The sequence below is a fragment of the Flavobacterium sp. genome (assembly GCF_013823965.1).
Taxonomy (GTDB): domain Bacteria; phylum Bacteroidota; class Bacteroidia; order Flavobacteriales; family Flavobacteriaceae; genus Flavobacterium.
In genome coordinates, this window is the sequence record NZ_PNNA01000077.1 from 1 (window position 1) to 1,173 (window position 1,173).

1 protein-coding gene is annotated in these 1,173 nt (G+C 38.8%); it reads right to left on the reverse strand.

The window, feature by feature from the left end; all coding sequences use genetic code 11:
• Nucleotides 1-37: 37 nt before the first annotated feature.
• Nucleotides 38-1,108 (reverse strand): 3-phosphoserine/phosphohydroxythreonine transaminase, encoded by a 1,071-nt coding sequence (serC, locus tag C0430_RS09125; protein WP_290868534.1) that lies wholly within the window; start codon nucleotides 1,106-1,108, stop codon nucleotides 38-40.
• Nucleotides 1,109-1,173: the final 65 nt, after the last annotated feature.

A 1,173-nucleotide genomic window follows, 5' to 3' on the forward strand; every position in this document is an offset into this window, starting at 1 on the left:
ATTGTAATTTGTGTATATTATTTTTTAAACTGAAAACTTAAACGTTTCCTTCCAATTCCTTCATTACGTCAACCAAAACTTGCACACTTTCTAATGGCATGGCATTGTACATCGACGCTCTGTAACCGCCAACGGATCTGTGTCCCGGCAATCCTACGACTCCGGCTTCTTTTAACATGGCATTAAAAGTATCGGCATGCAATGGATCGTTAAGCAAGAAAGTCGCGTTCATGTTCGAACGGTCTTCAACTACCGCAGCTCCTTTGAATAATGGGTTTCTGTCTATTTCTGCATAAAGCAAAGCTGCTTTTGCATTGTTTATTTTTTCTATTGCTGCTATTCCGCCCAATTTTTTCAACCATTGCAAAGTCAACAAAGACGCATAAACAGGGAAAACAGGTGGTGTGTTATACATACTTTCTGCTTTGATATGTTTGGCATAATCCAACATGCTTGGAATAACACGTCCGTTTTTACCAAGAATTTCTTCTTTAATAACAACAAGGGTTGTTCCTGCTGGACCCATATTTTTTTGGGCGCCGGCATAAATGATGTCAAATTTCGAAAAATCCAAAACTCTTGAAAAAATGTCTGAACTCATGTCGCAAACAATTGGTATGTCCAAGTTTGGAAATTCTTTCATTTGGGTTCCAAAAATGGTGTTGTTGCTCGTGCAGTGAAAATAATCTGCATCTGCAGGAACGGTATATCCTTTGGGGACATTATTATAGTTGTCATCTTTGGAAGAAGCCACAATAACAGTTTCGCCAAAAGTTTTGGCCTCTTTTATCGCTGCACTTGCCCATGTTCCAGAGTCAAGGTAAGCCGCTTTTCCATTTTCTTTCATCAAGTTGTAAGGAACCATCAAGAATTCCAAACTGGCACCGCCAGCAAGAAAAAGTGCTTGATAGCCTTTGCCTTCAAGGCCTAAAAGTTCAATTGCCAATGCACGAGCTTCATCCATAACGGCAACGAAATCTTTGCTTCGATGCGAAATTTCTAAAATCGACAATCCCGAATTGTTAAAATCCAAAATGGCTTGTGCTGATTTTTCAAAAACTTCTTGTGGTAAAATACAAGGTCCTGCGCTGTAGTTGTGTTTTTTCATGGTGTAGTTTATGTCCAAAATTTAAAAGTGCAAATTTCGGCAATAGGAGTTTAAAAAGCGTTAAA

Bases quoted from the DNA above. Each gene is read 5' to 3' on its own strand.
- serC (WP_290868534.1), bottom strand. From the start codon at position 1,108: ATGAAAAAACACAACTACAGCGCAGGACCTTGTATTTTACCACAAGAA.